At 61.8% G+C, this 25039-nt stretch carries 22 protein-coding genes; 12 read left to right on the forward strand and 10 right to left on the reverse strand.

Translation table 11 applies throughout. The features are described 5' to 3' along the window. Positions 1–223: 223 nt before the first annotated feature. Positions 224–577: a 5-carboxymethyl-2-hydroxymuconate isomerase gene (locus EWH21_RS07945; RefSeq protein WP_277700237.1), complete on the forward strand. Its 354-nt coding sequence runs from the start codon at positions 224–226 to the stop codon at positions 575–577. Between the two features lie 18 nt (positions 578–595). Here the strand turns inward: EWH21_RS07945 and soxR are convergent, their stop codons facing one another. Next, positions 596–1054 carry a redox-sensitive transcriptional activator SoxR gene (gene soxR, locus EWH21_RS07950; protein ID WP_037056995.1) on the reverse strand — a complete coding sequence of 153 codons (459 nt, stop codon included), beginning with the start codon at positions 1052–1054 and terminating at the stop codon, positions 596–598. Positions 1055–1096: 42 nt separating this feature from the next. Here soxR and EWH21_RS07955 point away from each other — a divergent pair, with 42 nt between their 5' ends. After that, positions 1097–1711 (forward strand): NAD(P)H-dependent oxidoreductase, encoded by a 615-nt coding sequence (locus EWH21_RS07955; RefSeq protein WP_277700238.1) that lies wholly within the window; start codon positions 1097–1099, stop codon positions 1709–1711. 90 nt (positions 1712–1801) lie between these two features. On the opposite strand, the gene gcvT is transcribed toward EWH21_RS07955, so the two are convergent. The 4 genes from gcvT to gcvH form a co-directional block, all read right to left on the reverse strand. Further along, complete coding sequence (gene gcvT / locus EWH21_RS07960) at positions 1802–2926, reverse strand: glycine cleavage system aminomethyltransferase GcvT (protein ID WP_037056998.1); 1125 nt, start codon at positions 2924–2926, stop codon at positions 1802–1804. Between the two features lie 69 nt (positions 2927–2995). Further along, complete coding sequence (glyA, locus tag EWH21_RS07965) at positions 2996–4249, reverse strand: serine hydroxymethyltransferase (protein WP_134677406.1); 1254 nt, start codon at positions 4247–4249, stop codon at positions 2996–2998. A 194-nt stretch (positions 4250–4443) separates the two neighbouring features. Further along, complete coding sequence (gcvP, locus tag EWH21_RS07970) at positions 4444–7296, reverse strand: aminomethyl-transferring glycine dehydrogenase (protein ID WP_134677408.1); 2853 nt, start codon at positions 7294–7296, stop codon at positions 4444–4446. Positions 7297–7305: 9 nt separating this feature from the next. Further along, positions 7306–7689, reverse strand: a complete 384-nt coding sequence (gene gcvH, locus EWH21_RS07975; protein WP_037055368.1) for a glycine cleavage system protein GcvH — start codon at positions 7687–7689, stop codon at positions 7306–7308. A gap of 343 nt (positions 7690–8032) precedes the next feature. Between gcvH and sodC the strand changes: the two genes are divergently transcribed. After that, positions 8033–8572: a superoxide dismutase family protein gene (gene sodC, locus EWH21_RS07980; protein ID WP_037055370.1), complete on the forward strand. Its 540-nt coding sequence runs from the start codon at positions 8033–8035 to the stop codon at positions 8570–8572. A 138-nt stretch (positions 8573–8710) separates the two neighbouring features. Here sodC and EWH21_RS07985 read toward each other — a convergent pair whose 3' ends face one another. Further along, on the reverse strand, positions 8711–10231 hold the full coding sequence (locus EWH21_RS07985; RefSeq protein WP_047587685.1) for a sigma-54-dependent transcriptional regulator: 1521 nt from the start codon (positions 10229–10231) through the stop codon (positions 8711–8713). A 73-nt stretch (positions 10232–10304) separates the two neighbouring features. Between EWH21_RS07985 and EWH21_RS07990 the strand changes: the two genes are divergently transcribed. From EWH21_RS07990 to EWH21_RS08015, 6 genes are all read left to right on the forward strand, one after another. After that, entirely contained in the window at positions 10305–10502 is a 198-nt protein-coding gene (locus EWH21_RS07990) for a hypothetical protein (RefSeq protein WP_175254365.1), read from the forward strand. A 201-nt stretch (positions 10503–10703) separates the two neighbouring features. Then, positions 10704–10943 (forward strand): hypothetical protein, encoded by a 240-nt coding sequence (locus tag EWH21_RS07995; protein WP_277700239.1) that lies wholly within the window; start codon positions 10704–10706, stop codon positions 10941–10943. Positions 10944–10946: 3 nt separating this feature from the next. Then, positions 10947–12482 carry a sodium:solute symporter family protein gene (locus EWH21_RS08000; RefSeq protein WP_277700240.1) on the forward strand — a complete coding sequence of 512 codons (1536 nt, stop codon included), beginning with the start codon at positions 10947–10949 and terminating at the stop codon, positions 12480–12482. A 59-nt stretch (positions 12483–12541) separates the two neighbouring features. Then, complete coding sequence (locus EWH21_RS08005) at positions 12542–13378, forward strand: FCD domain-containing protein (RefSeq protein ID WP_051800641.1); 837 nt, start codon at positions 12542–12544, stop codon at positions 13376–13378. 34 nt (positions 13379–13412) lie between these two features. Further along, positions 13413–14684, forward strand: coding sequence for a Zn-dependent hydrolase (locus tag EWH21_RS08010; RefSeq protein ID WP_277700241.1), 1272 nt, complete (start codon positions 13413–13415; stop codon positions 14682–14684). A gap of 17 nt (positions 14685–14701) precedes the next feature. Then, positions 14702–16123: an amidase gene (locus EWH21_RS08015; RefSeq protein WP_277700242.1), complete on the forward strand. Its 1422-nt coding sequence runs from the start codon at positions 14702–14704 to the stop codon at positions 16121–16123. Positions 16124–16139: 16 nt separating this feature from the next. Here the strand turns inward: EWH21_RS08015 and EWH21_RS08020 are convergent, their stop codons facing one another. The 4 genes from EWH21_RS08020 to EWH21_RS08035 all read right to left on the reverse strand — a co-directional run bounded on the left by EWH21_RS08020 (position 16140) and on the right by EWH21_RS08035 (position 20231). Beyond that, positions 16140–16835 carry an endonuclease I family protein gene (locus EWH21_RS08020; protein ID WP_277700243.1) on the reverse strand — a complete coding sequence of 232 codons (696 nt, stop codon included), beginning with the start codon at positions 16833–16835 and terminating at the stop codon, positions 16140–16142. Positions 16836–16947: 112 nt separating this feature from the next. Then, positions 16948–18405 (reverse strand): sodium:solute symporter family protein, encoded by a 1458-nt coding sequence (locus EWH21_RS08025; protein ID WP_277700244.1) that lies wholly within the window; start codon positions 18403–18405, stop codon positions 16948–16950. A 409-nt stretch (positions 18406–18814) separates the two neighbouring features. Further along, a complete protein-coding gene (locus tag EWH21_RS08030; RefSeq protein WP_277700245.1) occupies positions 18815–19948 on the reverse strand; it encodes a mechanosensitive ion channel family protein in 1134 nt (377 codons plus the stop codon). Positions 19949–20090: 142 nt separating this feature from the next. Then, entirely contained in the window at positions 20091–20231 is a 141-nt protein-coding gene (locus EWH21_RS08035; RefSeq protein WP_277700246.1) for a hypothetical protein, read from the reverse strand. A gap of 1257 nt (positions 20232–21488) precedes the next feature. Between EWH21_RS08035 and EWH21_RS08040 the strand changes: the two genes are divergently transcribed. The 3 genes from EWH21_RS08040 (at position 21489) to EWH21_RS08050 (ending at position 23721) form a co-directional block, all read left to right on the forward strand. Next, positions 21489–21734, forward strand: a complete 246-nt coding sequence (locus EWH21_RS08040) for a hypothetical protein (RefSeq protein ID WP_277700247.1) — start codon at positions 21489–21491, stop codon at positions 21732–21734. 72 nt (positions 21735–21806) lie between these two features. Next, positions 21807–22664: a DUF3800 domain-containing protein gene (locus EWH21_RS08045; RefSeq protein ID WP_277700248.1), complete on the forward strand. Its 858-nt coding sequence runs from the start codon at positions 21807–21809 to the stop codon at positions 22662–22664. A gap of 607 nt (positions 22665–23271) precedes the next feature. After that, positions 23272–23721: a hypothetical protein gene (locus tag EWH21_RS08050; protein ID WP_277700249.1), complete on the forward strand. Its 450-nt coding sequence runs from the start codon at positions 23272–23274 to the stop codon at positions 23719–23721. Positions 23722–25039: the final 1318 nt, after the last annotated feature.

The raw sequence follows: 25039 nt of genomic DNA on the forward strand, positions 1-25039 counted from the left end.
TTGTCATATGTCGTCATACAACTGATCGGATTATCGACAGCCTTTTTGTCGCTTGTCAACGCATGGCTAGACGAAAGTCTGAGGGGCGTTCTCCCTGTATCTTGCGGTTTGTCTGTGCTATCCAGGTACGGGCGGGCCTTTCCAGGGGGCTTGGGCAATCTGCTGGTATCGATATTGTTGTGTGATAACGTATGACAACATCCCCGATGTCGAGCGCTTGCCCATGCCCCACTGCCTGATCGAAGCGGCCCGCGAGGTGGCTGAGCTGATCGCGCCGCAGGCGCTGTTGCAACTGGTGCATGAGCAGGCGGCCGCCAGTGGCCTGTTCCGCCCGGACGAGATCAAGGTGCGCCTGAGTCTCCACGAGCATCATTGCGTCGGGGGCGAGCCGGGGCCTTTCGTGCACCTGATCTTCTACCTGCTGTCCGGGCGCAGCGATGAGGACAAGCGGGCCCTGTCGCGCCGCATCGTACGTGCACTGGTGCAGCGCTTGCCTCAGGTTCCGGCGATTTCCCTGGACATGCGCGAGATGCAGCGCGAGCTGTTCAGCAACCGGCGCAACTGCCAGGACGACTAGTGCGCTCGAGCGAGGCCGTCAGTCGACTTCCAGCAGGCGTGCGCCCGTGCCTTGCTGGCCCAGGGTGTCCTGGGGATTGCGCAGCGGGCAGTCCTGCATCGACAGGCAACCGCAGCCGATACAGCCGGTGAGCTGGTCGCGCAGCCGTGTCAGCTGCCTGATGCGCGCGTCGAGGTCGTTGCGCCATTGCGCCGACAGCCGCTGCCAGTCGGCGGCCGTGGGCAGGTGGTCGCTGGGCAGGCTGTCCAGTGCCGTGCCGATGTCGGCCAGTGGCACACCAAGGCGTTGCGCCACCTTGATGATCGCCACGCGGCGCAGCACATCGCGTCGGTAACGCCGCTGGTTACCGGCGTTGCGCTGGCTCTGGATCAGCCCCTTGGACTCGTAGAAGTGCAGGGCAGATACCGTCACGCCGCTGCGTTCGGCGACCTCGCCGACGCTGAGCGGGCGTTCGTGGATGCAGCGTGGCGCTGTCATGAAAGAATCCTGTTGACCTCATGTTAAGTTGAGGTTTTACCCTTGCTGGCCTGGATAGACAACACCGAGGGTATTCCCATGCAGGACCGCATTCGTCTGGTACTGATCTACGGCAGTGTGCGTGAAGAGCGCTTCTGCGACCAGGTGGTGGCCTGGGCGCGCGAGCAGATTGAACAACGTAGCGAGTTCGAACTGAGTCTGGTCGATCCGGCCGTGATGTTCCGTCAGCCCGATGAGGCGCCGGCCACCGCACAGCAGCGTCATCAGTCGCTGCAGCAGTTGTTGCGGGCAGATGCCTTTCTCATCGTCACGCCGGAGTACAACCACGGCTATCCGTCGGCGCTCAAGCAGTTCATCGATGAAGTGCCGGCGTCCTGGGATGCGCGGCCGGTGGGCTTCGTCAGCTATGGCGGGGTGTCGGGAGGGCTGCGTGCCGTGGAGCAGTTGCGCCAGGTGCTGGCGGAGTTGCACGCGATGACGGTACGCGGCTCGGTGAGCTTCACCAATGCCTGGGAACAGTTCGATGAGTGCGGCGCGCTGCGCGAACCCCGGCATGCCAACTCGGCGCTGGCACACACGCTGGTGCAGCTGAACTGGTGGGCGCAAACGCTGCGCGCGGGGCGCGAACGGGTGCCCTATGAGCGGATCAGGGGGTAGGGCGGGTGAAACCCGCCACATGCACCTGGCGGGCTCTCCCTCTCTGCGACTGGCCCTCTGCCGGATTCGGAAGAGGGCGCAGGACGCGGATCAGCCGCGGTAGTAACGCTGCGCCACGAACGGGGTCTTGGCGACTTTCATGGCCACGCGCTTGCCGCGCACCACGGCCCAGACGTCGCTGTCGATGGCGACATGGCTGGCGTCTACGTAGCCCATGGCCACCGGTGCGCCGAGGGTCGGGCCGAAGCCGCCGCTGCAGACCTGGCCAATCACCTTGCCGTCCGCATCGACGATTTCCGCGCCTTCACGCACCGGTACGCGCTCCTGCGGCAGCAGGCCCACGCGCTTGCGCGCCACGCCTTGCTGTTGCTGGGCGAACACGCGCTCGGCGCCCGGGAAGTTGCCGGCGCGCTCGCCACCTTCGCGGCGGACCTTGGACATGGCCCACAGCAGGCTGGCTTCGATCGGCGTGGTCGCGCTGCTCATGTCGTGGCCGTACAGGCACAGGCCGGCTTCCAGACGCAGCGAGTCGCGTGCGCCCAGGCCGATGGCCTCGACTTCCACTTCGGCCAGCAGGCTGCGCGCCAGGGCTTCGGCCTGTTCGACGGCAACTGAAATCTCGAAGCCGTCTTCGCCGGTGTAGCCGCTGCGGCTGACGATGCAGTCGCTGCCCAGCAGGCGTACGCGGGCGACCTGCATGAAGGTCATCTTGCTCACTTCCGGTGCCAGGCGGGCCAGCACGTCGACCGCTTTCGGGCCTTGCAGGGCGAGCAGGGCGCGCTCCTCGAACAGGCACTCGATCTGGCACTGGTCGCCGATGTGTTGCTGCAGGTGGGCCAGATCCTGATCCTTGCAGGCCGCGTTGACCACCACGTACAGGGTGTCGTCACCCAGGTTGGCGACCATCAGGTCGTCGAGGATGCCGCCATTGGCATCGGTGAACATGGCGTAGCGCTGCATGCCGGCCGGCAGGTCGATGATATCGACCGGGACCAGGGTTTCCAGGGCGCGCGCGGCGTTCTCGCCACGCAGCAGGATCTGCCCCATGTGCGATACGTCGAACAGGCCGGCGGCATCACGGGTGTGCAGGTGTTCCTTCATCACGCCCAGCGGATACTGCACGGGCATGTCGTAGCCGGCGAAGGGCACCATGCGCGCGCCGAGTTCGATATGCAGGGCGTGCAGCGGAGTCTTGGCGAGAGTTTCAGTGGTCATGTCGAGTTCCTGTTGGGTGCGCCGAGCGCACCGGTAGGGGCCGCAACGCGGCCCGTTGTTCGTCGGTTATCAGTCAGCGTAGACCGGGAAGGTGGCGCACAGCTCGGCCACCTGGCCACGGACGCGCTCGATCACGGCCGGGTTTTCCAGGTCATCGAGGATGTCGCAGATCCAGCCGGCCAGGGTGCGGCATTCGCCTTCCTTGAAGCCACGGGTGGTCACCGCCGGGGTACCGATGCGGATACCGGAGGTGACGAACGGCGACTGCGGGTCGTTCGGCACGGCGTTCTTGTTCACGGTGATGTGGGCAGCGCCCAGCGCCGCGTCTGCCGCCTTGCCGGTCAGGCCCTGCTTGACCAGGCTGATCAGCATGAGGTGGTTGTCGGTACCGCCGGAAACCACGTCATAGCCACGCTCGACGAACACCGCCGCCATGGCGCGGGCGTTGTCGATCACCTGCTGCTGGTAGGCCTTGAAGCCAGGCTCCAGCGCTTCCTTGAAGCACACCGCCTTGGCCGCGATGACATGCATCAGCGGGCCACCCTGGGCGCCGGGGAACACGGCGGAGTTGAGCTTCTTCTCGATCTCTTCGTTGGCCTTGGCCAGGATCAGGCCACCGCGCGGGCCGCGCAGGGTCTTGTGCGTGGTGGTGGTGACCACGTCGGCGAAGGGCACCGGGTTCGGGTACAGGCCGGCGGCGACCAGGCCGGCGACGTGGGCCATGTCGACGAACAGCAGCGCACCGACCTGGTCGGCGATGGCGCGGAAACGGGCGAAGTCCAGCACGCGCGAATAAGCCGAGAAGCCGGCGACGATCATCTTCGGCTTGTGCTCCAGCGCCAGGCGCTCGACCTCGTCGTAGTCGATCAGGCCGTTCTCGTCGATGCCGTACTGCACCGCGTTGTACAGCTTGCCCGAGGACGACACCTTGGCGCCGTGGGTCAGGTGGCCGCCGTGGGCCAGGCTCATGCCCAGGATGGTGTCACCGGCATTGAGCAGCGCCAGGTAGACGGCGCTGTTGGCCGAGGAACCGGAATGCGGCTGGACGTTGGCGTAGTCGGCACCGAACAGCTGCCTGGCGCGCTCGATGGCCAGCGCCTCGACCTTGTCCACATGCTCGCAGCCACCGTAGTAGCGCTTGCCCGGATAGCCCTCGGCGTACTTGTTGGTGAGGCCACTGCCTTGCGCCTGCATGACGCGCTGGCTGCAGTAGTTCTCCGAGGCGATCAGCTCGATGTGGTCTTCCTGGCGCTGTTCTTCGGCCTGGATCGCCGCGAGCAGGGCATCGTCATAACCCTGCAGTTGGTCGTGCTTGCTGAACATGGTGAGGCCCTCTTTATCGTTTTTCTCGGGATGCATCCGGCCCGCCCCGGTGAGGGGAGCCGAAAAATAGGGGAGGCTGGCATTGAACCGTCCCCTCTCCCCTTGGGGAGAGGGTCAGGAAGAGGGGGCTGCGTAGACAACCGCTTTACCCTCTTCCCCGGCCCCTCTCCCGCAAGCGGGAGAGGGGAGGTTCATTACGCGTCCTGGTACGCCTCGATGGACGGGCAGGCGCAGACCAGGTTGCGGTCGCCGTAGACGTTGTCCACGCGGCCGACCGGCGGCCAGTACTTGGCCTCGATCAGGCTCGCCAGCGGGTACACGGCCTGCTCGCGGCTGTAGGCGTGGTGCCAGTCGCCGACCAGCTCCAGAGCCGTGTGCGGGGCGTTCTTCAGCGGGTTGTCGTCCTTGTCCAGACGGCCTTGCTCGACCGCGCGGATTTCCTCGCGGATGGCGATCATGGCGTCACAGAAGCGATCCAGCTCTTCCTTGGACTCGCTCTCGGTCGGCTCGATCATCAGGGTGCCGGCTACCGGGAAGGACATGGTCGGGGCATGGAAGCCAAAGTCGATCAGGCGCTTGGCCACGTCGTCGACGGTGATGCCACTGGTGTCCTTGAGCGGACGGATGTCGAGGATGCACTCGTGCGCCACCAGGCCGCCTTCACCGGAGTACAGCACCGGGTAGTGCTCTTCCAGGCGACGGGCGATGTAGTTGGCGTTGAGGATCGCCATCTGCGAGGCACGCTTGAGACCATTGCCGCCCATCATGGTGATGTACATCCAGGTGATCGGCAGGATGCTGGCGCTGCCGAACGGCGCGGCGCTGACCGCACCTTCCTTGCGCGCCATGTTGGCGTGGCCGGGCAGGAAGGGAGCGAGGTGCGACCTGACGCCGATCGGGCCGACGCCCGGGCCGCCGCCGCCGTGCGGGATGCAGAAGGTCTTGTGCAGGTTCAGGTGCGAGACGTCGCCGCCGAACTGGCCCGGGGCGCAGAGGCCGACCATGGCGTTCATGTTGGCGCCGTCGATGTACACCTGGCCGCCGTTGTCATGAATGATCTGGCAGATCTCGCGGATACCTTCCTCGAACACACCGTGGGTGGACGGGTAGGTGATCATGATCGCGGCGAGACGATCCTTGTGCTCTTCGGCCTTGGCCTTGAGGTCGGCGATGTCGACGTTGCCGCGTGCATCGCAGGCCGTCACCACCACGCGCATGCCGGCCATGGAGGCGGTTGCCGGGTTGGTGCCGTGGGCCGATTGCGGGATCAGGCAGATGTCGCGCTGATCGTCGCCACGGCTCAGGTGATAGGCACGGATGGCCAGCAGGCCGGCGTACTCACCCTGGGAACCCGCGTTGGGTTGCAGCGACACGGCATCGTAGCCGGTGGCAGCGCAGAGCATGGCTTCCAGTTCGCTGGTCAGCTGGCTGTAACCGGCTGCCTGCTCGACCGGAGCGAAGGGGTGCAGGTTGCCGAACTCCGGCCAGGTCACCGGGATCATCTCGCTGGCGGCGTTGAGCTTCATGGTGCAGGAGCCCAGCGGGATCATGCTGCGGTCCAGCGCCAGGTCCTTGTCGGCCAGCTTGCGCAGGTAGCGCATCAGCTCGGTTTCGCTGTGGTAGCGGTTGAACACCTCGTGGGCGAGGATCGCCGACTGGCGCAGCAGGCCTTCCGGCAGGCGGCTGGCGATCTGTGCGGCCAGGTCGCTGACGGCAGGGGCGGCCTGCTCACCAGCGAACAGCGCCAGCAGCGCCTCGACGGCGGCCTGGTCGGTGGTTTCGTCCAGCGACAGACCCAGGCGCTCGGCGTCGATCTCGCGCAGGTTGATGCCGGCAGCACGGGCCTTGGCATGCAGCTCGGCGGTCTTGGCGCCGGTCTTGATGCTCAGGGTGTCGAAGAAGTGCTGCTGCTCGACGCTGTGGCCCAGCTTGGTCAGGCCCAGGGCGAGGATGGCGGTGAAGCTGTGAACGCGCTGGGCGATCTCGGTCAGGCCTTTCGGGCCGTGGTACACGGCGTACATGCTGGCGATGTTGGCCAGCAGCACCTGGGCAGTACAGATGTTGCTGGTGGCCTTCTCGCGGCGGATGTGCTGCTCGCGGGTCTGCATGGCCAGGCGCAGGGCCGGCTTGCCGAAGCGATCGACCGACATGCCGACCAGGCGGCCCGGCATGTCGCGCTTGAATGCATCGCGGGTGGCGAAGTAGGCGGCGTGCGGGCCACCGAAGCCCAGCGGGACACCGAAGCGCTGGGCGCTGCCCAGGGCGACGTCGGCACCGAACTCGCCCGGCGGGGTGAGCAGGGTCAGAGCCAGCAGGTCGGCGGCCACGGCCACCAGGGCGCCGGCGGCATGGAAGCGCTCGACCAGGGCACGGTAGTCGAAGATGTCACCGTTGCTGGCCGGGTACTGCAGCAGCGCGCCGAAGTAGGCGCTGGCATCGCTGATAGCGGCTTCGTCGCCGACTTCCACTTCGATACCCAGCGGCTCGGCACGGGTACGCAGCACGTCGAGGGTCTGCGGGTGGCAGTGCTGGGAGGCGAAGAAGGTGTTGCTGGCCTTGTTCTTCGACAGACGCTTGCAGAAGGTCATGGCCTCGGCGGCTGCGGTGGCCTCATCCAGCAGGGACGCGTTGGCGATCTGCATGCCGGTGAGGTCGCTGATCAGGGTCTGGAAGTTCAGCAGCGCTTCCAGGCGGCCCTGGGAAATCTCCGGCTGGTACGGGGTGTAGGCGGTGTACCAGGCCGGGTTTTCCAGCAGGTTGCGCAGGATCGGGCTCGGCGTATGGGTGCCGTAGTAGCCCTGGCCGATGAAGTTCTTGAACTGCTGGTTGCGTGCGGCGATGGCCTTGATCTTGGCCAGGGCGTCGGCTTCCGACAGGCCCGGCTGTTCGCCGAGGATGCTGGTGCCCTTGATGCTCTCGGGGATCACGCTGTCGGTCAGCGCATCGACCGAGTCATAGCCGAGCAGCTGCAGCATGGCAGCCGTATCGGCATCGCGCGGGCCGATGTGGCGGGCGATGAATTCGTTCTGGGTATCGAGCTTGGTCATGGCGGTCACTCAGGCGTCGGCGTTGGCATTCAACAGACGATCATAGCCGGCCTGGTCGAGGAGGTCGGCGAGAACGGCGTTGTCGGCCAGGCGCATACGGAAGAACCAGGCCTTGTCCAGGGGCGATTCGTTGACCAGCTCGGGGCTGCCTTCCAGGTCGCCGTTGAGTTCGACGATCTCGCCGTCCAGCGGCATGACGATGTTGCTGGCAGCCTTGACCGACTCCAGTACCGCCACTTCCTCGCCCTGGGCGTAGGACTTGGCTTCCGGCAGTTGCACATAGACCACATCGCCGAGCGCATCCTGGGCGTAATGGGTGATGCCGACGGTTACCAGACCATCGTTGTCCAGACGCAGCCATTCGTGATCGGCGGTGAAACGCAACTCGCTCATGTCAACTCCTCAAAGGGTAAAGGTGTCCGCTTCTAGGTGGCGGGCAGGTGATGGAGTGTTAGCAATGCCAGTGCCAGTATTAAAAATATCAATAAAATCAATAACTTATAGTGTTTTCTGGTGCTTTTTGCAAAATGGTCTAGGTTGTTCTGGAACGTTATCGATACGGATTGTCGCGTCGTAAATGGAAAAGTTTGCGTCGCGCCAGGCGCACTGCGGCTTCTGTCTGTTCGTTGCGTATTCGTTACAGTGGAATGATTTCGATACGTTGCTTGTCCGGAACCGCTGATCACCTCGGCAGGTCCCTATGCAGACCGTTAATCGACAAGGAGCTCGAACCCTCATGAAACCTCTGATTCCCCTGGCCTTCGCACTGCTCGGCGCCGCCTCCGTACAGGCCAGCGAAACCATCACCGTGACCATGCAACAGGCGACCGAGAAGGGACCGGGTGCGGCGGTGGGTACCGTGACCATCAGCGAGTCCGCTCACGGTCTGGTCTTCACCCCGAACCTCAAGGGCCTGGAGCCGGGCATCCATGGTTTCCATGTGCATGCCAAGGCCAGCTGCGACGCGGTGGAGGCGGACGGCAAGCTGACACCGGCCGGAGCCGCAGGCGGTCACTGGGACCCGAACGAGGCAGGGCGCCATGGCTTCCCCTGGGAAGATGATGCTCACCTCGGCGACCTGCCTGCGTTGTACGTCGGGGCGGATGGCAGTGCCAGCCAGCCGGTGCTGGCACCGCGACTCGAGCATCTGGAGGCGCTACGCGATCATGCGCTGATGATCCACGCCGGCTCCGACAACCACGCGGACCACCCGCAGCCGCTGGGCGGTGGCGGTGCACGCGTTGCCTGCGGAGTGATCAAGGCACCGGCCAGCTGACCGCACTCGGGCGGTTTCAGGCTGGGTCAGCGGCGCCAGTCGGCGCGCCGGCTGTGCGCCGCATGATCCAGCGGAAGGTCGTGTTCGAGGCTGGCGGCTGATTCGCCCAGCGAGGCGCTGCGCTTGCCGGGCGTGGGCTCAGTGCTTGCCGGGTATGCCGTACTTGCGCAGGCGCTTGGCGATGGCGGTGTGCGAGGTGCCCAGGCGTGCGGCCAGTTGCCGACTGGAGGGATGGCTGGCGTAGAGTTTCTCCAGCAGCGCGCGTTCGTAGTCGTCCATCGCCTGTTCCAGGCTGCCGACTTCCCCGTCGACCCTGGGCGCCACCTCGGTGCCGGCGATATCCAGGTCGTCCATCTCCACCCAGTTGCTGTCGCAGATGGCCGCCGCGCGGAAGATCACGTTCTGCAACTGGCGCACGTTGCCCGGCCAGCGCCCGGCCAGCAGCGCGGCGAAGGTGGCCGGCGCCAGGCGGCAGGGCAGGCGCTGGATCTGCGCGCAGGCCTGGGCCATGAAGTGCTGGGCCAGCAGCAGGATGTCCTGGCCCCGCTCGCGCAGCGGCGGCACTTCCAGGTTGAGCACGTTGAGGCGGTAGAACAGGTCTTCGCGGAAGCTGCCCTCGGCGACCATCTGCTCCAGGTCGCGATGGGTGGCGCTGAGGATGCGCACGTCCACTTTCACTTCGCGATCGCCACCGACGCGGCGGAAACTGCCGTCACTGAGGAAGCGCAGCAGCTTGGCTTGCAGGTAGGGCGACATCTCGCCGATTTCATCGAGAAACACCGTGCCCTGGTTGGCCAGCTCCAGCAGCCCCGGCTTGCCGCCGCGCTGGGCGCCCGTGAAGGCGCCGGGGGCATAGCCGAACAGCTCGCTCTCGGCCAGGTTCTCCGGCAGGGCGGCGCAGTTCAGTGCCAGGAAGGGCGCGCTGCGACGCACGCTGACGGTGTGGCAGGCGCGCGCCACCAGCTCCTTGCCGGTGCCGGTTTCGCCGTGGATCAGCAGCGGCGCGTCGAGCGAAGCGACACGCAGAGCGCGGGCCTTGAGCGCACGGATCGGCGCCGACTCACCGAGCAGCGAATCGAACCCTTCCGCGTGGTCGTGATGCAGGGCCGCCAGGCGTTCACCCATGCGGCTGGGAGCATAGAGGGTGAGCAGGCCACCGGTGAGGCGGCCGTCCTCGGTGATCGGTTGGGCATCGAGCAGCAGGGGCTGGCCGGCGAAGTGCACCTCGCGCAGCGGCTGGTGGAAGCCGGCGCCGAGCAGCGATTGCTGCAGCGCCTCGTCGCTGAACAACGCGGCGATGCTCTGCCCCTCGGGGGCGCGACCGCACAGGTCGACCAGCGCCGGGTTGGCCAGCAGCACGGTGGCGCGATCGTCCACTGCCAGCACCGGGTCGGGCATGGCGGCGAGCAGGGCGTCCAGCTGCAGGCGGCGGCGCTGTCCCGGAAGGATGTCCACCACTTCCACGCTGCGCACGCCATGCACCTGCAGCAGGGCGCCCTGCAGCTCCTGCAGCACCTCGGCGCTCAGCGTCGGCGCGTCGATATAGACATTCGGCGGTACCATTTCCACCGCATCGAGGTTCAGATTGCGCCCGCCAAGCAGCGCCAGGACTTCCTGGGTGATGCCGACGCGGTCGATGAAGCTGACGTGGATGCGCATTGATGAAGGTCGAAATGGGCGAACAGGCGGCGATTATGCCTGCTCCACCCGTGCTGAGGAAAAGGACAACAGAGTGATGACAGAAAAACCAGGCCGCGCTGACTACCACCGTGAGCACCAGGCCCGCGCTGAAGCCGAGGCTCGGCGCCTGCTGGCGCGCAAGGCCGAACTGCAGGGGCGATGGCTGTCCTGGGTAGCGCAGGAGCTTTACCAGCTCAGTCCCCCGGAGTTCGCCAGCATGGTGCGGCGCGAGTTGCAGCGTCAGAGCTAGCGCGGCAGAGGGGTGTGCCTGGGAGGGGGTGCTCGGTACTTTTATGGGTTGTCTGCCGGTTGGGGCTTGACAGTCGAAGCGCGTGGCGATAATTAATGTATTTATTCGTATAAATATAAAAAATTAAGCACTGCTCCGTTTATCGGTTTTTGGTCCTGCCATACGGCTGCATCGCAGCTACAACAAGAAAGGTACCCAACCATGAAACGACGCTTCACTCCGCTCAAGCTGGCTCTGTACACCGGCATCCTCCTTGGCTTCGTCATGCTCGAGAGTCCGTTGGTGATGTTGGCCAACGTGGCCGATCCGTTCATCCTCGGCATGCCCTTCCTGTTCTTCTGGAACCTGTTGTGGTGGTCGCTCATCACCTTGCTGTTCCTCGTCGGTTACTGGTGCAACTGGGGCAGCCGCTCCGGTTCTCCGCGCGCTGGGGAGGTCTGAGCCATGACAGCCAGCATTCTGATCATTGCCGCCTTCATGATCATTCCGATGATCGTTGGCCTGGTTTCGGCCAAGCAGTCGGTAGCGACCAGTGAAGACTTCTTCGTCCAGGGGCGTGGCATGGGTAGCGTTGCGGTGTTCTTCACCGTCGCCGCCACCTGGTGGAGCGCCTTTGCCTTCCTCGGTTCGAACGCCACGTTCTACACCAACGGCCCGGTCTACCTGACCGCGCTGGCCTGGAACCTGTTGTTCGGCCTGATGTACTACTGGGTCGGCAAGCGCGTGTGGTTCCTCGGCAAGCGTTTCAACTACCTGACACCCTCCGACCTGCTCGGCGACTTCTACAACAGCGAAGCGTTGCGCATCGTGGTGGCAGCTATCGCCCTGGTGTTCACCATTCCCTACCTGCAGATCCAGCTCACCGGCGGTGCCTACCTGATCGAAGTCGCCTCGGGTGGCGTGATCAAGTTCTGGCTGGCGGCGTTGCTGTTCTACTTCGTGATCATCGTCTACGTCTGGGTCGGCGGCATCCGCGCCATCGCCTGGACCGACGTGATCTACGGCGCCCTGCTGTTCTTCGGCATGATGTACGCCGGCTACTACATCTCCAGTCAGGTGGGTGGCCCTGGCGCCTTGTTCGCCCAGTTGCAGGCCAGCTCACCGGCGCACCTGACGCTGCCAGGGCCGAACGGCAGCATGGGTTATCCGATGTGGTTCTCGCTGTTTCTGATTACCGCGGTAGGCGCCTTCATGGGGCCGCAGATCTGGCTGCGCATGTATTCGGTGAAAAGCGGCCGGCTGTTCAATCTGATGCCGTTCCTGCTCGGTGTCGCGGCCTTCGCCTACGTCGGCTCGATACTGTCCGGCTACACCGGGGTGCTGCTCGAACCCGGCGTGGCCAACCCCGACCAGATCCTGCCGATCATGCTGATGAAGTACGCTCCTTTCGTACTGGCCTCGCTGATCCTCGCGGCAGGCGCCTCGGCGGCGATGTCCACCGCCAACTCGCAGATCCATGCGGTGTCGACCATCGTGACCATGGACATCTACCAGCGCTACATCGATCGCAACGCCTCGCAGGCGCGCATCGTCAGCGTCGGCCGCTGGTCGCTGGTGCTGTTCTCGCTGATCGCCTATGTGATGGCGCTGACGGTGCCTGGCGTACTGGTGACCATCGGTATCGCGGCCCTGGCAGGTACGGCGCAACTGATCGTGCCCACTGTCGGTGCCATTACCTGGCGCCGGGCGCACCCCACGGCAGCCATCTGGGGCTTGCTGGCGGGGGTGGCCTGCGTGTTGCTGATGACCTTCGTGCCGGCGTTCCGTGCCCCGCTTGGCTATCACGCCGGTGTCTGGGGGCTGCTGTTGAACAGTGTGCTGTTCGTGGTGCTGAGCCTGTGTCTGCAGCGTCACGACCGGCAGGTGGTCGAGCGTTTCGCCGAGGCGCGCGATGACTACGATGCCGAGTACCATCCGGAGACCCTGGACGATGGTCGTGCGCCGCTCACCGAGGCGACGCCAGCGACGTCCGCCAGGTAGAACCCCACCCTCTGGCGGCCATGGCGGCCGCCAGCCCAAGCATGGAAACGAACGAGAACATGGCTGCATCCAATCGCCCCAAACGCCAGAAACTGGCCGAGCTGATCGCCGAAGACGTCAAGCGCTGGATTGCCAGCGAGCGGTTGGGCGCTGGTGACCGGCTGCCGAACGAGAAGACCCTGATGGAGTTGTTCGGCTGCGCCAAGGGCACCATTCGCGAGATGCTCAAGATCCTCGAGGTCGAAGGCTTGGTCAGTCTGCGCACCGGGCCGGGGGGCGGCGCGGTCATCAACCCGCCAACCACCGAGCCCGCCAGCCGTACGCTGCGCAACTTCCTGCACTTCCAGAAGCTCGACGGTGAGCAGGTCTATCAGTTGCGCAAGCTGCTCGAGGTGGAACTGGCGATGTCCGTGGTGGGGCAGTTGGGTGAGGGTGACATTGCCTCGCTCGAGGCCAACCTGGCGGCCTGCCGGCAGTGCCATGAGGGCGAGGAAGAGCAGCGGCGCCAGCGTATTCTCGAACTCGAGTTCCATAACATCCTGGCTCGGGCCTGCCCCAATCCACTGCTGGCCTTCATGTGCCAGTTCCTCAACGACATGCTGCGTGACCTGGTGGTGTTCAAGAAGGCCTACAAGCCTGAGCGCAAGGCCTTCGACCAGGCCAACCAGGATTATCACCAGCGACTGATCGATGCCTATCGCGACGCGGATCGCGAGAAAGTGCGCGCCCTGATGAGCGAGCACATGTGCGACGCCGAACACCACATGAGCGCCCTGGAGGCGCAGATGGCGGCGCAGATGCTGGTCAGCGGCGAGGCGTCCAGTGCGCTGGCCGCCGATTCGCCGTTGCCGACCTACGAACAAGTCCTGTCACGGCGCCTGATGGAGCCCAGCTGAGCCCATCGGTGCCCGCTACACAGAGAGTACTGAAATGACCATCGTAATCGAGAGCTTCCAGCGTGCGGCTGTGCCGCGCGTCGATCAACACCGCCTGTGGCAATCGCTGATGGATCTGGCACGCCTGGGCGCCACGGCAAAGGGCGGCGTCAATCGCCAGGCCATGACGGAACTGGATCGTCAGGCACGTGACCTGTTCATCCAGTGGTGCCGGGCCGAAGGCTGCGAGATTCGTATCGATGCCATCGGCAACCTGTTCGCCCGGCGGCCGGGAAGCGACCCGCAGGCAGCGGCGGTGATGACCGGCAGCCACATCGATACCCAGCCCACTGGCGGCAAGTTCGATGGGTGCTACGGGGTCATGGCCGGGCTGGAGGTGCTGCGCAGTCTCAATCAGCACGGCATCCAGACGCGTGCGCCGATCGAGGTGGTGGTCTGGAGCAACGAGGAAGGCTGCCGTTTTGCGCCCTGCATGATGGGCTCGGGGGTTTTCACCGGGCAGTTGGAACTGGACGAGATGCTGGCCCGATGCGATGCCGACGGCGTCAGCGTTGCCGAGGCGCTGCAGGCAATAGGTTATGCCGGCAGCGACGCGGTCAGCCCGGACCAGGTCCAGGCCTATTTCGAGGCACACATCGAGCAGGGGCCGATCCTCGAGGACCGCGATACCACCATCGGTGTGGTGCTTGGCGCGCTCGGCCAGAAGTGGTTCGACCTGGTCCTCACGGGTGTCGAGGCACATGCCGGGCCGACGCCCATGCACCTGCGCAAGGACGCACTGCTCGGTGCCGCCGAACTGGTACAGGCGGTCAACCGCATCGCCGAAACCCACCAGCCCGACGCACGCGGCACGGTCGGCTATCTGAACGTGCACCCCGGTTCGCGCAATGTCATTCCCGGCCGTGTGGAGATGAGCATCGACCTGCGCCACCTGTGTCCCGAACGGCTCGAGGCGATGGTCGCCGACGTGCGCCTGGCGGTGGCCGAGGTCGCCCAGCGCAGGGGCCTGGGGCAGCGATTGACGCCTACGGCGGATTTCGCGCCGCAGCCCTTTGCCGAGCCCTGCATCGAAGCGGTGCGTGATGCCGCCCGTGAACTCGGCCTGTCGCATATGGATATCGTCAGCGGCGCCGGCCACGACGCCATTTTTGTCGGCCGTATCGCTCCGGCGGCGATGATCTTCGTGCCCTGCGAAGGGGGGATCAGTCACAACGAGATCGAGAACGCCAGTGCCGAGCACCTGGCGGCTGGTTGCGACGTGCTGCTGCGCGCCATGCTGCGTGCGGCTGGCGTCGTCGAGTCGTGATATCAGGAGGAAGACCGATGAATTCGCAAACCGATGCCGCCAACGAGCTGGCCGACCTCGGAGCCGTCGAGGCGCTGGCGCTGTTCCGGCGCAAGGCGCTGTCCCCGGTCGCACTGCTGGAGGACTGCCTGGCGCGTATTGAGCGCTTCAACCCGCAGGTGAATGCCTTCTGTCATGTCGATGCCGAAGGGGCGATGCAGGCCGCACGCGCCTCCGAGGCGCGCTGGCTGGCGGGGCAGCCCTGCGGTCCGCTCGATGGTATCCCCACCAGTATCAAGGACCTGACGCTGACCCGGGGCATGCCCTCGCGCATGGGGTCGGCCACCAGCTCGGCGACTGGCCCCTGGGACACCGACGCACCTGTTGTCGCGCACTTGCGCAATGCCGGTGCGGTGCTGATCGGAAAGACCACCTCGCCGGAGTTCGGCTGGAAGGGGGTGACCGACAACCCGTTGCACGGCATCACCCGCAACCCGTGGAACCTGGCCCTGACGCCGGGCGGGTCGTCCGGCGGCGCGGGGGCGGCGGCTGCACTGAACCTCGGCCTGCTGCACCAGGGCAGCGATGCCGGTGGCTCGATCCGTATTCCGTGCAGCTTCACCGGCACCTTTGGCATCAAGCCGACGTTCGGTTGGGTGCCGCAGTGGCCGTCCAGCGCGATGAGCACGCTCTCGCATCTCGGGCCGATGACCCGCAACGCCGCCGACAGTGCGCTGATGCTGAGTGTCATGGCGCAGCCCGATTCGCGCGATGGCTACCTGGGCAATCCGCGCGGCGGTGACTGGCTGGCGCCGGCACTCAGCAGTCTGAAAGGCTGGCGCGTGGCGGTCAGCCTCGATTTCGGATACGTCGAGGTCGCTCCTGACATTCGGGCCTGTGTCGAGCAGGCGGTGTTGCTGCTGCACGAACTGGGCGCAGAGGTGGAGCGGGTCGATCCGGGATTCAGCGACCCGCAGGAGACCTTCACCACGCTCTGGTACGCCGGCGCGAGCCAGACTCTCGGCCGACTCGATGCACAACAGCGTGCGCAGCTCGACCCGGGCTTCCGGCGTATTGCCGAGCAGGGCTGCGAAATCAGTCTGCAACGCTACCTGCAGGCTCGCCGCGAGCGGGCCGAGCTGACGGCGCAGATGGCGCAGCTGCATGAGCGCTACGATCTGCTGGTGACACCGATGATGCCCATCGCACCGTTTCAGGCCGGGGTCGAGGTGCCGCTGGGAGGGCGATTCAGCGAGTGGACGCAGTGGACGCCCTTCAGTTATCCCTTCAACCTGACCCAGCAGCCGGCCGCTTCGCTGCCCTGTGGTCTGGACAGCGGTGGTCTGCCGGTTGGCCTGCAGTTGGTCGCCGGGCGCTTCCAGGATCACAAGGTCCTGCAGGCCGCGCGCCTGCTCGAGGCGCGCTTGCCACGCCTGCGCCTGAACAGCCCTCGGGGCTGAGCGCAGGCCGCGGGCTTCACGGGTTCTTGCGGCAGGTACTCAGGTCGACGCTGCCGACGTGGTGGTTGCCCCAACCCATGACACACGCCACCCGCTGATTGCGCTGGCGCTCCCAGGGTTCTACCGGGTAGGCCTTGTTCCACGCCTGGTAGAGCTGTCGATCCTGTTTCGACAGGCGCAGCTTGTAGCGGTCGGCCATGTAGAAGTAGGTGCGCGCGATCATTCCGCGAATCGCCGGGCGTGGCATCACCTTGCGCGCCTTGAAGTCCACCACCGTCTGGCAGCGGCCATACTGGTGCGGTTTCTGCGGCAGCCAGGCGAAGCTGTAGTTGCTGCGGTCGCCGTTCACCTCGCCGATGCTCGGCACCAGGTTGTGCAGGTCGGCCTCGGCCTTGCGGAACTGGGTATCGTTGGCGGCGCAGTTCTTGCGCCCACCTTTCTGCCAGCATTGGCGCTGATGGCCGATTACCCAGGCAGGGACGATGTGTTCCCACTCGATACGCCGAGCGCGATTGGCGTTCTTGCGCGGCGTGTAGCCGCAGGAATGCAGGTCCACGCGATTGCCACTGTATTTGCAGCCGCAATAGAACTCGGTCGACTGCTTGGCGTACAGCGGCCAGGCCAGGCGCTTGGCCTCGGCAAAGGTGGCAGGTGCGGCGTGGAGGGAGAGGCTGGCGAAACAGCAGAGCAGGGAGAGTAGGCGTCGAATCATGGGGCGGCAGAGTAGCCGCCGATATGTCTCGTGTGAAGATTAAAAACGATGTTTTTCAATGGCTTATGTGGTGGCAAAGGGCCCCTCCATACAGCGAGGGGCCCTGCGTTCTTCAGGCGTTGCTCGAGGCTGCCGCTGTGATGCCTTGCACGCTCTCGCCGCGATCACGGCTGAACTGCGGTATCAGCGAGCCCACCACCATCCCCAGCAGGCTGAGCAGCAGACCCGCCAGTTGCGGCGGCCAGAAGTCGGTTTCCTGATAGGTCAGTTCCAGGATGATCCAGCTCGCCAGGCCCAGGCCGATGGCGAACAGTGCGCCCTGGGTCGTCGCACGCTTCCAGAACAGACCGGCGAACAGCGGCACCACCGCGGCCACCAGGGTCACCTTGTAGGCATTGCCGACCATCTCGTAGATGCTCGCCGTGGAGTGCAGGGCGAACACCGAGGTGGCGATGGTCATGGCCACCACGCTGATACGCATGGCCAGCAGGAACTGGCGGTCGCTCATCGCCGGCACAAAGTTCTTCAGGATGTTCTCGGTGAAGGTCACCGACGGTGCCAGCAAGGTGCCCGAGGCGGTGGACATGATCGCCGACAGCAGGGCACCGAAGAACATCACCTGAGCGAACAGCGGCGTGCGCTCCATGATCAGGTGCGGCAGGATCATCTGCGCATCCTCGGCCAGCCAGCGCTGCACCATCGCCGGGTCGATCAGCGAGGCGGCGTAGGTGAGGAAGATCGGCAGCATGCAGAACGACAGGTAGAACACCGCGCCGGCCATGGAGGCGCGGGCGGCGATGTTCTCGGTCTTGGCCGACATGACGCGGGCGTATACGTCCTGCTGCGGGATCGAGCCGAGCATGAGCGTCACCGCTGCCGCGATGAAGGCAACGATATCCCGTGGCTCGAAGGCATGCATGAAGGTGAACTTGCCCTCGGCCGCTGCGTGGCTGATCACCACATCGGCGCCACCCGCCATGTCGCCGATCAGCCAGGTCAGGTAGACCAGTCCCAGGACGATGATGATCATCTGCATGAAGTCGGTCAGCGCCACCGACCACATGCCGCCGAACAGGGTGTAGAGCAGCACGATGCCGGTGCCGATCAGCATCCCCTGCGTGGTGCTGATGGACCCGTCGGAAAGCACGTTGAACACCACGCCCAGGGCGGTCAGCTGCGCTGCCACCCAGCCCAGGTACGAGCCGATGATCACCAGGCTGGTGAAGATCTCCACGTGCGCGCCGTAGCGCTTGCGAAAGAAGTCGCCGATGGTCAGCAGGTTCATGCGGTACAGCGGGCGGGCGAAGATCAGGCCGACCAGCATCAGGCAACCGAAGGAGCCGAACGGGTCCTCGACGATGCCGGCGAAACCGTCTTCGATGAAGGTGGCGGGAATGCCCAGCAGGGCTTCGGAGCCGAACCAGGTGGCGAACACCATGGCCGCGACCAGGGGGAAGGACATGCTCCTGCCGCCGGCGGCAAAGTCCTTGGCGTTCTTGACACGGGTGGATGCATAGAAGCCGACACCGACGGTGAACAGCAGGTAGATCGCAACAAACCAGATCAGCATGGGGTGGATACCAGTGGCTCGCCCGTCGTCCGGCGTGGGCAGTGCCCGCTAGGCCGCCTGGACCGACAGAATTGTTGTTTTCATGGCGTGTCACGGCTGGCGAGCGAAACCGCCACGGCAGATGCCGCTGCGGGTTCGCGGCCACTTGCCGCAATGGGCGGGCAGTCTGCCAAAAACGTAAAATATGTCAAACAGATAAAGGTCTGCTGAGCAGAAAATCGACAAACGATGAGCCCCAAGAATGGGCAATACAGGCAATCAGGGGCGCACATCGATGCTGCCGGGCAGGCGTTGTTGATATTTTACGAAGCGGCCCGGTCGCCGTCGCTGAAGGCGCGGGCAGGCGTGGCGGGCCCCCTTGACTGGCGCGCCCACCCCGCGTCATCAGTTGGGCCGTTGTCCGCACTGCCTAGCTGAACCGGGGCAGCCGCTGATCCTCACGGGTTTCACCGTTGTCGACCTGCTGCGGCATGCCGGCGACCTTGATCACTGGCGTGCGTTCGCCCACCAGGCGCAGGTCGCGACGGGGCAGGGCGAAGCGCACGTCCAGGTCGCGCAAGGCATCGAGCAGTTGCAGGTTGATCTCCTGCTGGATGTCCATGTACTGGTTGTAGTCCGAGGTCAGAACGATGTAGACCACTTCGAAGGTCAGCTGGCTTTCGTCGAAACCGAGGAAATGCGCGCGGTCGAACCTGGCCTTGGGCGTGGCCCGGACGATATCGCCGACCGCCTCGGCCACCTGGCGGACCTTGTCGCTCGGCGTGTCGTAGTTGATACCGAACTTGAAGACGATGCGGCGTGTGTCCATGCGTTTGTAGTTGTGCACCACCTGGCGCAGCAGATCGGCGTTGGCACAGACCACCTGTTCACCGCTGAGGGAGCGGATGCGCGTGGTCTTCAGGCCGATGTGCTCGATGGTCCCGGCCACCTCGCCGAAGACCACGAAATCGCCGATCTCGAACGGCTTGTCGACGCCGATCGACAGCGAGGCGAACACATCGCTGAGGACCGTCTGCACCGCCAGTGCCACGGCGATACCGCCGACGCCCAGGCTGGCCACCAGCGCCGTGATATCCACCCCCAGGTTGGCCAGGATCGACAGCAGCATCACCGACCACATCACGATCAGGACCATGATGCTGATGATGGTGGTCATCACCGGGTTGTAGTGGCCGCCGTTCTTACTCATCAGCAGACTGCGCGACCACAGGCGCACGCCGCTATCGACCCACAGCGCCACCTGCAGGGCCAGGGCGACGAACCAGGTATGACTCAGCGCGCTCTGCCAGCCGTCGGGCAGCTCCGGCAGGCGTAACGCCAGCAGCAAGGAAAAGGCCAGCAGCAACGAGCGGCTGGTGCGGCCGATCACCGCCGCCAGGAAGTTTGGCCAACTGCCGTCCTGCCCCTTCGACCAGGCCTTGAGTCGTTTGTGCAGCGTGCTGACCAGGGTACGCAACACGCTGTAGATCAGCGCGGTGGCAACCACGACGATCGCCACGTTGAGCCAGAACTCTTGGTCCAGCCAGATATTCCATTGCTCCATCGCCAGGGGCCTCCAGAAAAAGACACATAGTTTTCTGTAGGCCCTGGGGGGCAGAAGTTCCCATGAATGGGGAGGGCAGTCGCTTCTCAGCAGTCTGGCTACATGGCAGATGGCAGGAACGCCTAGGACGTACTTCGCGAATCTATCGCTGCTCCGGTGATGAACTGGATTTCTGCAGGCTGTTGGTCAGTGGTTCAAGCGACCAGAAAAACAGCAGCATGATCATCGCTGCGAGATTGCTCCGCGCCGCAGAGTACTTGTTGTGCCAGAGCTCGATGAGCACCTCGCATCCGCTGTAGATGACCAGTGTCAGCAGGATCAGACGGCACAGGTGGATGCTGCGTCTGGTGGAACTGGCGATCGTTCATGAGGGAATTCCATTTCTCGGCATGCGGTAACGGCCGCCATCATATCGAAACAGCAGCGACGACTGGCAGCGTCGAATATCCTCCAGGTCCCTGGCCGTCATCCGTGCGTGAGGCTTCACACGCCTTGCGCGATCAGTGCGGAATCTCCCTTGCCCTTCGCCATTTTTGACACGGGGTGGCTAGACATGTCTGGCTGCTGTGGCTAGCGTCGCTTGCTGGGATGGGCTGAAGCCTGCCCCTTGAGCAAGCGTTGCCATTCGAATACTTCACCCGCATTTGGCTTGATGTGCTCGGGCATCCCAGCATCTAGCTGCTTGCTGGATGATCGCTATGTCGCGTTGGGGCAGGCTTCGGTTAGTTTTGTTGTCTGCTGAACTGCCTATAAACAGTTCTATCCCTTTTCCCTTGCATCTCGGACGTCAGACCGCATGAACGACTCCAAGCTTTTGATGAGAACAGCCGTCTCAGTGGCCATTGGGTTGCTGGTCTCGTTTCTGACGTTGTGGTGGGTCACGAACCATCTGGATTTCATCTCACGTATCGCCTGTAGCGATGCCTTCACTCTGCCGGCGCTCGCCTGCCGTTTCGGTGGGCTTGGAGTCACGCTCTTGCTGGTACCTCTTTCAGGCGCCGTAGCGTTCATTGCTGCCAAGTGCCTTCTCCCAAAGTAGGTTAACGCTTGGCCGTACACAGGCCCGGGGCGGCCTAGCAATTCATCCAGGTCGACGCCGCAGGGGCGTGTGTTAGGGCAAATCGGCGTCTAGCTACTCCCTGCTAACCACAGGGGGATGAAGGTAGATTTTCGTCAGTACGTCGAGGGGGCATCCGGGAAAAGGGGAGGCGACTTATTCTCTGCCTGACCTTAACGCAGGCATCTCTTCTAGCCTGAGTACTTGAGTTCAGGCTGGCCAAGCACCAGAAACGAGAAAGCCCCGTCAGTGATGGCGGGGCTTTTTCTTGGCTGTCTGGAGCGGGTGATGGGAATCGAACCCTTTCCAGCCCCTCGCAGTGATCTGCAAAGCCCGGCTTTACTGGCCTTGGAGGCCAGCCAGTGCAGCATTTTCCCGCTATCCCTTGCAGTGATTTCGACACTTTTTCGACACGGTAGCTAGACAGCTCTGAGGGCGAGGGGTAGCGTTTGGCTATTACAGGGAGGCCTGCCGGAGTTAGCCATGGATGACATTCCCCTCGACGCAAATGACCTTGATGCGCTTGTCCGTAGTGTTTCGAAGAGCGGAGACTTCTTCATAGTTGCTGCGGAACTCGCATCTGCCTCGCACACGCTCAACTTAAATCAGGCAGTCCGCTTATACGAGCATATTCGGGATAATTCCGACAGGCTTGAGGCAGAGTGGCGGGATGAGTTTGTTGCTGCATTCTCTGGTGTTGAACAAATACTGGCAGAGCCTTTGTGGTGAATATGTTGATCTAAATAAATCTTTCCCCTTTTCCCTTAAGCACTGTTAGTCCCTGCAGAAAGGAATTAAGTAATGCACTTTTTTTATCTAGATGAGAGTGGGGATTCAGGCGCAAATCTTAATGATCAACAGCAACCAATTTTTGTACTGGGCGGACTGAGTGTCGCTGACAAAAAATGGAATAACACCAAAGAAAGGCTAGATGCAATTATTGGCGACTATTTTAATGAAAATATTCCTGCAGGGTTTGAAGTTCACTCTCATGAGTTACTTTCGCCTAATGGGGAAGGATTCTTTGCCGGCCACCCTATAGACGATCGTTTGGCGCTCGTAAGATCATTATTGGGGTTGATCGAAGAGCTTGGGCACCAAGTACACTTCTTTGCAGTGGAAAAAAACGCTCTTGATCAATCTCAGTGCCAATACCAAGCAGCATTCGATATTAGACATCCCTATCTGCTGTCGTTCGACTATTTGATTACATACATGAATTGGCATGTTAAGGAGAATCTTGGTCAATCTGCGAGAGGTATGATTGTACTTGATGAAAAAGAGGAACATCACGAAAGCGTTGAGGCAATTATTCAAAATCGCCGATTTGAAGTTCCAAATAGCCAAAAGGTCAAGTGGATTGTCGAATTTAGCTACCCTATTGACTCTCGTAAGAATCCGATGATTCAGTTGTCTGATCTTGTAGTGCTTTGCATCAGAAGGTTTTTGGAGATCGAAAAGGGATATAAGCCAGGAACCCCTGATGTTGTAAAGAACTTCTACGCTGAGTGTTATAACTTGATTGATAAAAGAGTTAAAAATAAGAGTGTAATTGAGCGGGCTGGCAGAAACCTTAATCATCTCAATGATCATCTGTCTAGATGTCAGTGCAAGCCAAGAGCACAATGGCGGCGTGCATATGGCATACAACGCAACTAACAAACGCATATTGGACTGATTTTGCAGCCGCAAATGCGGGCGTTATGTGATGGATGCACGGTCGAGAGAATCTATGGACGACAGAATTAAGAAAATCGACTCACCTGAGAAATGTGAGATTTTTGCAAAGAACGCGATCCAGAAGGGACGCCAAGACTTGGCTAATGAAGCCTCCTTCGTGCAACTGAGCTACGAGCAGAGGCATACGGAGCCTCTACTCAAGCGGAAAAGGAGGCGCTGCAAGCGATCTACGCATATGAGGAAACTCTGCGCGTCAAGAACGGAAAGAGAACTCGCGCTATTCGCACATGGCAAATGATTGAGAGGCACGGGATTATTGAGTCTGTAAATCGGGCTGTGTGTCGTCCAACAGAAACCCAGGGGTACATAGCGCTGCTAAATATGGGCCTCGGAGAGTTCGCATTTGAAGCGGTCATCCTCAGATACCCAAAGGTATTTTCTACAGAAGCGGTTCGGATTTCTAAAGAGCGGCTTTCAAGTTGGGAAAGCAAATAAAAACCGCCTCAAGCCGCTCCCTTCGCTTACTGGGACGGGCTAAAGCCCGCCCCTTAACCAAACGTTATGCATCATTAGGAAAGTAACACGCATGAAAAAGACAATAATATTAATCGCCGCGCTTTTGTCTGGCTGCGCTGAAATGCCTGCGTACACAAATGTTGAGTCAGGCACAATTGACGAGTCTAAATATGTCGTCCTGGAAACAAACACTCATGCAGAAAGAAATAAAAGATCATATATAAGCCTAGAGCCAGAGCTTAATATAATAAGAGTTAATGGTGAGAAGGTCGGAAATATACCGTTCTCGACATACTACTATAAAAATGACTCCCCTCAGAAAGCAATATTAATTCCCGGGAAGTACTCAATACAACTTGAGTACAAGCTTCCAAGGCACTTCTTATTTGCTGATCTAGAATTCACAGGTCACGCCGGCCAAAAGATAATAGCAAAAACAAAATACATCGGCTTAAACCTACTGGAGGTCTGGTTAGAGGATGCAGAAACAGGCGAAAAAATAAGCACCCGAGCAGAATAATAGGAAAAGGGGGCAGATTTATTTATAGTGCAGCTCCACTGGTCTAAAAATAAATCTGTCCCCTTTTTTCCCTCTTAGAGCCCAAAGCAATGGATGCGCTGCCTGAATTAGTCTCTGCATATCTCATGCACTACCGAACCAAAGACAAAACACTCTCCTCGGCATGGGAAGCTGTCGATGATGCAGTGCACGACCTAGAGTGTGGTCTCCCGCTCTGCCTAGCGCTGATTGAAGCAGCTGCCAACGATGCAGAGCTAGCTTATGTAGCAGCAGGTCCTCTGGAGGATCTACTTACAAGGGTTGGGGGCTCAGCAGCAGACGCGCTGGAACTACCAGCGAAAACCTCACAGAAAGTGCGTCAGGCATTGGCGTGCGTATGGTTAAGTTCTAGCTCCCCTGCTTACCCAAAATGGCATAGCCTCACTCAACAGTACCGGCTCAAAAGCAAAGGTGTTGGGCTCTAACAATTCGCTCAACTACCGCTCACTTCGTTCGCTGGGCGTCCAAAAGCTGAACTTTTGGCCGCTCGTTAGCTTAATCGTTAGAGGTTATTCTAGTGACATCGGATGTCCGCACCAAAAGCACAAAGACAGCGCTTTACCACCAAGCCTTCTGGTGTGTTGCCTTGCTACTGGCATCAGGCAGTTGGCTTAATCAAGGATATATAAGCAGAGCGCTAATAGCCCTTGCAGCAACAACACTGTATTTTGTGCTCGCAGTTACAAACTATAAGCTCGGGAACAAGCTCGTTTGGCTTTGCTTTGCCCCAGCGGCTGGCGTTATGTTCTTCACGGCGTACCCAATAATAAGCTTGTGGTACTACCTATACATCGACATAGTCGGGCAGCCCTTCACCACAAGCATTACAGGCGCAATCGGCATAATGAGCGTAAACACCGCTATTGGTGTAGTCATTCCAATGCTAATTTGTATCCACCTGCTGAGGTCGCGGCGTCATGCCCTCTAACAAATGGTTCAAGTCGCTCGCTTCGCTCACTGGGACGGGCTAAAGCCCGCCCCTTAACCAAACATTATGACACCAAGGAATCAGCATGCGCACAACAATAGCTTTCATGCTGGCAATAATTTGCACCCAATTTTCTTTTGCTGACTCACAAGACTTGAGATCAGGAGAGAAAGAGTGCGGCGAATATATGTCTTATAAACAAATATCCGGCTGCTTCTCTACCCTGAATCGCCCCTGATTTCTTAGACACCTCCAAGCCTCATAATGAGGCCCATCAGGAGGTGCCATGAGCAACCAGCGTTACCCCGAAGAATTCAAAATCGAAGCGGTCAAGCAAGTGACCGAGCGCGG

The sequence above is a fragment of the Pseudomonas sp. REST10 genome, assembly GCF_029542605.1.
GTDB lineage: Bacteria > Pseudomonadota > Gammaproteobacteria > Pseudomonadales > Pseudomonadaceae > Aquipseudomonas > Aquipseudomonas khazarica.

Bases quoted from the DNA above. Each gene is read 5' to 3' on its own strand.
- EWH21_RS07995 (WP_277700239.1), top strand. From the start codon at position 10,704: ATGAAACGACGCTTCACTCCGCTCAAGCTGGCTCTGTACACCGGCATC.
- EWH21_RS08010 (WP_277700241.1), top strand. From the start codon at position 13,413: ATGACCATCGTAATCGAGAGCTTCCAGCGTGCGGCTGTGCCGCGCGTC.
- EWH21_RS08020 (WP_277700243.1), bottom strand. From the start codon at position 16,835: ATGATTCGACGCCTACTCTCCCTGCTCTGCTGTTTCGCCAGCCTCTCC.
- soxR (WP_037056995.1), bottom strand. From the start codon at position 1,054: ATGACAGCGCCACGCTGCATCCACGAACGCCCGCTCAGCGTCGGCGAG.
- EWH21_RS08040 (WP_277700247.1), top strand. From the start codon at position 21,489: ATGGATGACATTCCCCTCGACGCAAATGACCTTGATGCGCTTGTCCGT.
- gcvH (WP_037055368.1), bottom strand. From the start codon at position 7,689: ATGAGCGAGTTGCGTTTCACCGCCGATCACGAATGGCTGCGTCTGGAC.
- EWH21_RS08030 (WP_277700245.1), bottom strand. From the start codon at position 19,948: ATGGAGCAATGGAATATCTGGCTGGACCAAGAGTTCTGGCTCAACGTG.
- glyA (WP_134677406.1), bottom strand. From the start codon at position 4,249: ATGTTCAGCAAGCACGACCAACTGCAGGGTTATGACGATGCCCTGCTC.
- gcvP (WP_134677408.1), bottom strand. From the start codon at position 7,296: ATGACCAAGCTCGATACCCAGAACGAATTCATCGCCCGCCACATCGGC.
- EWH21_RS08050 (WP_277700249.1), top strand. From the start codon at position 23,272: ATGAAAAAGACAATAATATTAATCGCCGCGCTTTTGTCTGGCTGCGCT.
- EWH21_RS08045 (WP_277700248.1), top strand. From the start codon at position 21,807: ATGCACTTTTTTTATCTAGATGAGAGTGGGGATTCAGGCGCAAATCTT.
- sodC (WP_037055370.1), top strand. From the start codon at position 8,033: ATGAAACCTCTGATTCCCCTGGCCTTCGCACTGCTCGGCGCCGCCTCC.
- gcvT (WP_037056998.1), bottom strand. From the start codon at position 2,926: ATGACCACTGAAACTCTCGCCAAGACTCCGCTGCACGCCCTGCATATC.
- EWH21_RS08025 (WP_277700244.1), bottom strand. From the start codon at position 18,405: ATGCTGATCTGGTTTGTTGCGATCTACCTGCTGTTCACCGTCGGTGTC.
- EWH21_RS08000 (WP_277700240.1), top strand. From the start codon at position 10,947: ATGACAGCCAGCATTCTGATCATTGCCGCCTTCATGATCATTCCGATG.
- EWH21_RS08015 (WP_277700242.1), top strand. From the start codon at position 14,702: ATGAATTCGCAAACCGATGCCGCCAACGAGCTGGCCGACCTCGGAGCC.
- EWH21_RS07945 (WP_277700237.1), top strand. From the start codon at position 224: ATGCCCCACTGCCTGATCGAAGCGGCCCGCGAGGTGGCTGAGCTGATC.
- EWH21_RS08005 (WP_051800641.1), top strand. From the start codon at position 12,542: ATGGCTGCATCCAATCGCCCCAAACGCCAGAAACTGGCCGAGCTGATC.
- EWH21_RS07985 (WP_047587685.1), bottom strand. From the start codon at position 10,231: ATGCGCATCCACGTCAGCTTCATCGACCGCGTCGGCATCACCCAGGAA.